Consider the following 6,000-nt stretch of genomic DNA (forward strand, 5'->3'; position numbering starts at 1 on the left):
ACAGGAAGAGGGGCCCGTTCGCACGCCGAAGGCTATTCCGGACGCTCTGCTGCCCCTACACGCCGCTTTCGTGACCGACCGTGTATGCCGCGTTATCTTGTGCCGCGAAAACGGCTGTAAGGCGCCGTGTCACCAGGGGCTTGGTGAGGCGGACGCGCCCAGGATCCTGTAGCGCGTCACCATCGTGTGGACGGATGTACAGCTTGACCTTGACGCCGGGTTGCCCAGCACTTACTCCATCAGCGGCAGCGTGCCGCCTGTCTGGCACGTACCGCAGCGGCCGGGTCGCGCAACGAGTGCGGTCGGACGAGAACGGCGTGAAGGTGGGGTTTGAGGTGCAGTGGAACGGAAAACCGGGTTAAGTGTTTAGTTTCGTGGGATCATGACCGTCCTTGCAAAAAAAACATGCCCAAAAAAAGTATGTACGACAAAACAAAGGTATGATGCGATGTCGTCAAGATTGCTTCGCACATCTGCGGCCTATGTGAGTAAATAAGTGGTGACAGGTTGGCTTCCTGCCTCGGTGCGCCTGTCACCATCGACGTAAGCGCGCCAAAATGGGAAAAAAAGTAGGCCGCCTATTGCTCCATCAGCCCGTTGCCCCGTCCGTCAGACTGATCCTTCCTTTTCAGAAATCGACTATGCCCCAAGTGGAATGCCTCAGCGAGGTCCGTCGCCAGGAGGATGCCTTGCTCAATACCGGAGCCTTGCAAGTCGCGATTTTCAACAGCGCCAATTTCTCGAGCATCGCCACCGACGCGAACGGCGTGATTCAGATCTTCAACGTCGGCGCCGAGCGCATGCTGGGCTACACGGCCGCCGAGGTGATGAACAAGATCACGCCGGCCGACATTTCCGATCCGCAGGAAGTGATCGCGCGTGCCAAGGCCTTGAGCCTCGAACTGGGCACTCCGATTATGCCGGGCTTCGATGCGCTGGTGTTCAAGGCCTCACGCGGGATCGAGGACATCTACGAGCTGACCTATATCCGCAAGGATGGCAGCCGCTTCCCGGCGGTGGTATCGGTCACGGCCTTACGCGACGCTCAAAACGCTATCATCGGCTATCTGTTGATCGGCACCGACAATACCGCGCGAAAGCTGGCGGAAGAAGCGCTGCTCAAGGCGGGAGCCCTGCAGAGCGCGATTTTCAACAGCGCCAATTTCTCGAGCATCGCCACCGACGCGAACGGCGTGATTCAGATCTTCAACGTCGGCGCCGAGCGCATGCTGGGCTACACGGCCGCCGAGGTGATGAACAAGATCACGCCGGCCGACATTTCCGATCCGCAGGAAGTGATCGCGCGTGCCAAGGCCTTGAGCCTTGAGCTGGGCACTCCGATTACGCCGGGCTTCGAGGCGCTGGTGTTCAAGGCCTCACGCGGGATCGAGGACATCTACGAGCTGACCTACATCCGCCACGACGGCAGCCGCTTTCCGGCGCTGGTGTCGGTCACGGCCCTGCGCGATGCTCAAAACGCAATTATTGGTTACCTGCTGATCGGGACCGATAACACCGCTCGCAAACAGGCCATAGAGCTGGAGTATGCCAACCGCATGAAGAGCGAGTTCCTCGCCAACATGTCGCACGAGCTGCGCACGCCGCTCAACGGCATCATCGGCTTCACCGAGTTTCTGATTGACGAGAAGCCCGGCCCGCTCCGCCCCAAGCAGAAGGATTATCTGAGCGACGTGCTCACCAGCGCGCGCCACCTGCTTCAGCTTATCAACGACGTGCTCGACCTGGCCAAGGTCGAGGCCGGCAAGATGGAACTGCACCCGGAGACCTTCCCCGTGCACAAGGCCGTCGAGGAAGTCGCCGCTGTCATCAAGGGCGTCGCCCAAAAGAGGCGCATCGCGCTGGGCATCGAGGTCGGCGAGGGACTCGACGCCGTCACGCTCGACCAGCACAAATTCAAGCAGGTGCTCTACAACCTGCTGTCAAACGCGGTGAAGTTTTCGGACGAAGGCGGCCAGGTGGACATCCACGTGCGCCGCCTGGACCCGCACCGGCTCGAAGTGCAGGTCCGCGACTCCGGCATCGGCATCAAGGAGGAGGACATCAACCGGCTCTTCACCGAGTTCGAGCAACTGGATTCCGGCACTGCGCGGCGCTTTGAGGGCACGGGACTCGGCCTGGCGCTGACGAAGAAGATCATCGAATTCCAGGGCGGACACATCGGCGTGGAAAGCGAACCGGGCAAGGGCAGTGTGTTTATCGTCGTCCTGCCGGTGATGACAGAAGAAAGGGAGACAGTGTGAGCGCAACAATCCTCGTCGTGGACGACAACCCCACCAATCTCAAGCTCGCCTCCGACGTGCTCGAATTCGAGGGCTACAACATCCTCAAGGCCGTGGACGCCGAGGAGGCGCAGGTCGTCCTCGCCACCACCCTGCCCGACCTCATCCTCATGGACATCGCCCTGCCCGGCATGGACGGGCTCACGCTCACGCGCAAACTCAAGGCCGAGGAGCGCACCCGCGGCATCCGCATAGTCGCGCTTACGGCCTTCGCCATGAAAGGCGACGATCAGAAGGCGTTCGACGCTGGTTGCGACGGCTACATCACCAAGCCCATTGACACGCGCAAGCTGCCCGACCAGGTGGCCGGGTATCTGGCTCGCGCAAGCGGGCAATCACGAGGAAGCCGCATGAAAGTCCTCGTCATCGAAGACCACGCTGCGGATATCAAGCTCTCGAATCTCGTCCTGAGCACCGCCCTCCACGAGGTCGCTGCAGTCGAGGCCGCCGAGCAGGCCCTCGCCGCCATCAAAGAAGACCGCCCGCAGCTCATCCTCTTAGACCTCGACATGCCGAGCGTGGACGGCCTCGCGCTGGCCCGCAAGCTCAAGGCCGAGCCCGACACGCGTGACATTTGCGTCGTCGCTGTCACCTTCTATCCCGAACAATATCCGAAGGACGCCGCCCTTGCTGCCGGGTGCGATGCCTACCTTCTGAAGCCGATCGACACATGTGAACTGTCCGATTAACTCACCGCCGTCGCCGAAGTAGGCGACCCGGTCAACTAGCAGGCGAAGGAAAAGGAACCATGAACCTCCTCATCGTTGACGACACCCCCACCAACCTGAAGCTGCTGCGCGCGCAACTCGAAGCCGAAGGCCACGCGGTCTTCGAGGCTCATCACGGCGTAGATGCGCTCGCTCTGCTGGAGCGGCAGCGCGTGGACGCGGTCATCTCCGACATCCTCATGCCGCACATGGACGGTTTCCGGCTCTGCTACGAAATCCGCAAGCACGCGCACCTGCACGACCTGCCCATCATCATCTACTCGTCCACATACATCTCGCCCGCCGACGAGAAACTGATATTCGACGTGGGCGCCGACAAATACATCAGGAAACCCGTCTCCCTCAAAACCATCGTCGCCGCGCTGCACGAGGCCATCGCCATGCCTCATGCCGCGCCGCGCCCCGAGGCCTTGCAGGAAGTCGAGGTGCTCAAGGAACACAGCGAGCGGCTGGTGTCCAAGCTGGAGGAGAAGAACACGGAATTCCAGGCGCAAACCGCGGCGCTCACCGCGGAGATCGCCGAACGCAAGCGGGCGGAAGAGGCGCTGCTCAAGGCGGGAGCCCTGCAGAGCGCGATTTTTAACAGCGCCAATTTCTCGAGCATTGCCACCGACGCAAGCGGCGTGATCCAGATCTTTAACGTCGGCGCCGAGCGCATGCTGGGCTATACGGCCGCCGAGGTGATGAACAAGATCACGCCGGCCGACATTTCCGATCCACAGGAAGTGATCGCGCGCGCCCAAGCACTGAGTCTCGAACTCGAGACCTCGATTGCGCCGGGCTTCGATGCATTGGTGTTCAAGGCCTCGCGCGGCATCGAAGACATCTACGAATTGACCTACATCCGAAAGGATGGCAGCCGCTTCCCTGCAGTCGTCTCGGTCACGGCCCTGCGCGACGCCCCCGGCGGAATCATCGGTTACTTGCTGATCGGCACCGACAACACCGCTCGCAAGCGGGCGGAAGAAGCGCTGCTCAAGGCAAGTGCCTTGCACGAGCGCCGGGTTGCCGGAATCGTCGACTCGGCGATGGACGCCGTCATCAGCATCGATGACGAGCAGCGCATCGTGCTGTTCAATGCGGCGGCCGAGAAGATGTTTGCGTGCCCGTCAGCACAGGCACTTGGGCAGACGCTCGAACGCTTCGTGCCCGTCCGTTCGCGCGCCGCGCATGCCGGCCACGTGCATGCCTTCGGGCGCGCCGGCATCCGGGTGACCTCGCGCTCGATGCGTTCGCAGGAAGCACTCATGGCGCTACGCGCAGACGGCACGGAGTTCCCGATCGAAGCCGCGATCTCGCAGATCGAGGTGGGTGGCCAGAAGCTCTACACCGTGATCCTGCGCGACATCACAGAGCGCAAGCAATACGAGGAGTCCCTGCGCGAGGCGTCGCACAACGCCGAACAGGCAAGCCGTGCCAAGAGCGAGTTCCTCGCCAACATGAGCCACGAGATTCGTACGCCGCTGGGCACGGTGACCCTCCTGTGCTACCTGCTTGAGCGGACGTCACTGAACGAACAGCAGGTGGGATATCTCGCGAAGATCAAGCTCGCCAGCAAGTCGCTGCTCGAGATACTCAACAACGTTCTCGACCTGTCGAAAATCGAGGCGGGTGAGTTGATCGCCGAGCGCGCCACATTCAGCCTGCGCAGCCTGCTGAATGAACTGACCGACGTGATGGCGGTGCACGCGGAGGGCAAGGCAATCGCCTTCGAGATCGACGCACCGGACGACCTCCCCGGGGTGCTGGAAGGCGATGCCACTCGCCTCAAGCAGATCCTGACCAACCTGCTGTCCAATGCAATCAAGTTTACCGAGCGCGGCGGCGTCAAGCTGCGGATTCGCCGGCTCGCTGCCACGTCGACGCACATAACGCTTAGCTTCGTCGTGCAGGACACCGGCATCGGCATTGCGCCCGAAGTGCGGGCACGGCTGTTCGCGCCGTTTGCTCAGGCCGATTCATCGATCACGCGGCGCTTCGGTGGCACGGGGCTAGGCCTGTCGATAGTCCAGCGATTGGTCAAGCTGATGGGCGGCGAGGTGGGACTGGACAGCACGCCAGGTGCTGGCAGCGAGTTCAGGGTCGTGTTGGACTTTGCGATGGCCGCGCCGGAAGCGCTGGCGCGTCTAGCGGTTTCTTCGGCTGCGCCTGGCGAACACGCCCTGCTTGGCGTGCGCATTTTGGTCGTCGACGACAGCACCATCAACCGGGACGGGACAAAGTACATTCTCGAACTGGAGGGCGCGCAGGTTTGGCTCGCGAGCAACGGGCAGGAAGCGTTCGACCGTCTCCAGGCCGAACCACGCGCCTTCGACGTGGTGCTCATGGATTTACAGATGCCGGTGCTCGATGGCCACGAGGCGACACGACGAATTCGCCTCGAACTCGGGCTGGCAGACTTGCCGATCATCGCGGTAACAGCCGACGCGCTGAGGAGTCAGCGCCAACGGGCCACTGCCGCCGGAATGAATGACTACATCGTCAAGCCGTTCGATGCGCCGGCCTTGGTCAGCAGCATCCTGCGCCATGTCAAGCCCACGCGCGACCGGCTCATACGCCAGCTCGAGGGAATTGATTTGAGTGACGCACGCGCGCGCTTGATCGCTTGATGCGCGCACCCCCAGGCCCATACTTCTAGCTATGGACATGTCCCTAAGTGGGACACCGTGTGCACAAGCCATGGACAGGGGATGGACAACGATAAACCCGTTGCCCACGCCCTGCCCACAGCTTGCACACACTTGCCCACAGCACCCGCGTGAACGCGAACAGTCAGAGCGCTTACTACCAGGGGAGAAGAGGGAAAATGAAAAAATAGCACGCTAAGCCTACGGCGCGACTTTGAAGGGGTGCACACAGGATTCGGAAAAAATCGGGCGCTAAGCCAATTCACTCGTTGTTGCGGAACCCCAACGGCCGAAATTGTCCAACGTCGGTCTTCCGATTCTGACGCCAGACGTAATCCCCGGTCA

General features: G+C 61.6%; 3 protein-coding genes. All 3 read left to right on the forward strand.

Annotated elements, in window-relative coordinates:
- The first annotated feature begins 641 nt into the window (after positions 1-641).
- From CR105_RS23345 to CR105_RS23360, 3 genes are read left to right on the forward strand one after another with little or no spacing between them, the layout of a single operon-like run.
- On the forward strand, positions 642-2,261 hold the full coding sequence (locus tag CR105_RS23345) for a PAS domain-containing sensor histidine kinase (protein ID WP_099792727.1): 1,620 nt from the start codon (positions 642-644) through the stop codon (positions 2,259-2,261).
- The gene (locus CR105_RS28725) at positions 2,258-2,989 is read left to right on the forward strand and encodes a response regulator (RefSeq protein ID WP_218968749.1); all 732 of its coding nucleotides are present in this window, start codon (positions 2,258-2,260) and stop codon (positions 2,987-2,989) included. Before CR105_RS23345 ends, CR105_RS28725 begins: the two co-directional genes overlap by 4 nt.
- Positions 2,990-3,048: 59 nt before the next feature.
- Positions 3,049-5,637, forward strand: a complete 2,589-nt coding sequence (locus tag CR105_RS23360) for a response regulator (RefSeq protein ID WP_099792729.1) — start codon at positions 3,049-3,051, stop codon at positions 5,635-5,637.
- Positions 5,638-6,000 lie beyond the last annotated feature (363 nt).

The sequence above is a fragment of the Massilia eurypsychrophila genome (genome assembly GCF_002760655.1).
GTDB lineage: Bacteria > Pseudomonadota > Gammaproteobacteria > Burkholderiales > Burkholderiaceae_D > JAFCUW01.

What these genes read in the sequence shown, in the direction of transcription:
- CR105_RS23345 (WP_099792727.1), top strand. Translation starts at nt 642, where the DNA reads ATGCCCCAAGTGGAATGCCTCAGCGAGGTCCGTCGCCAGGAGGATGCC.
- CR105_RS23360 (WP_099792729.1), top strand. Translation starts at nt 3,049, where the DNA reads ATGAACCTCCTCATCGTTGACGACACCCCCACCAACCTGAAGCTGCTG.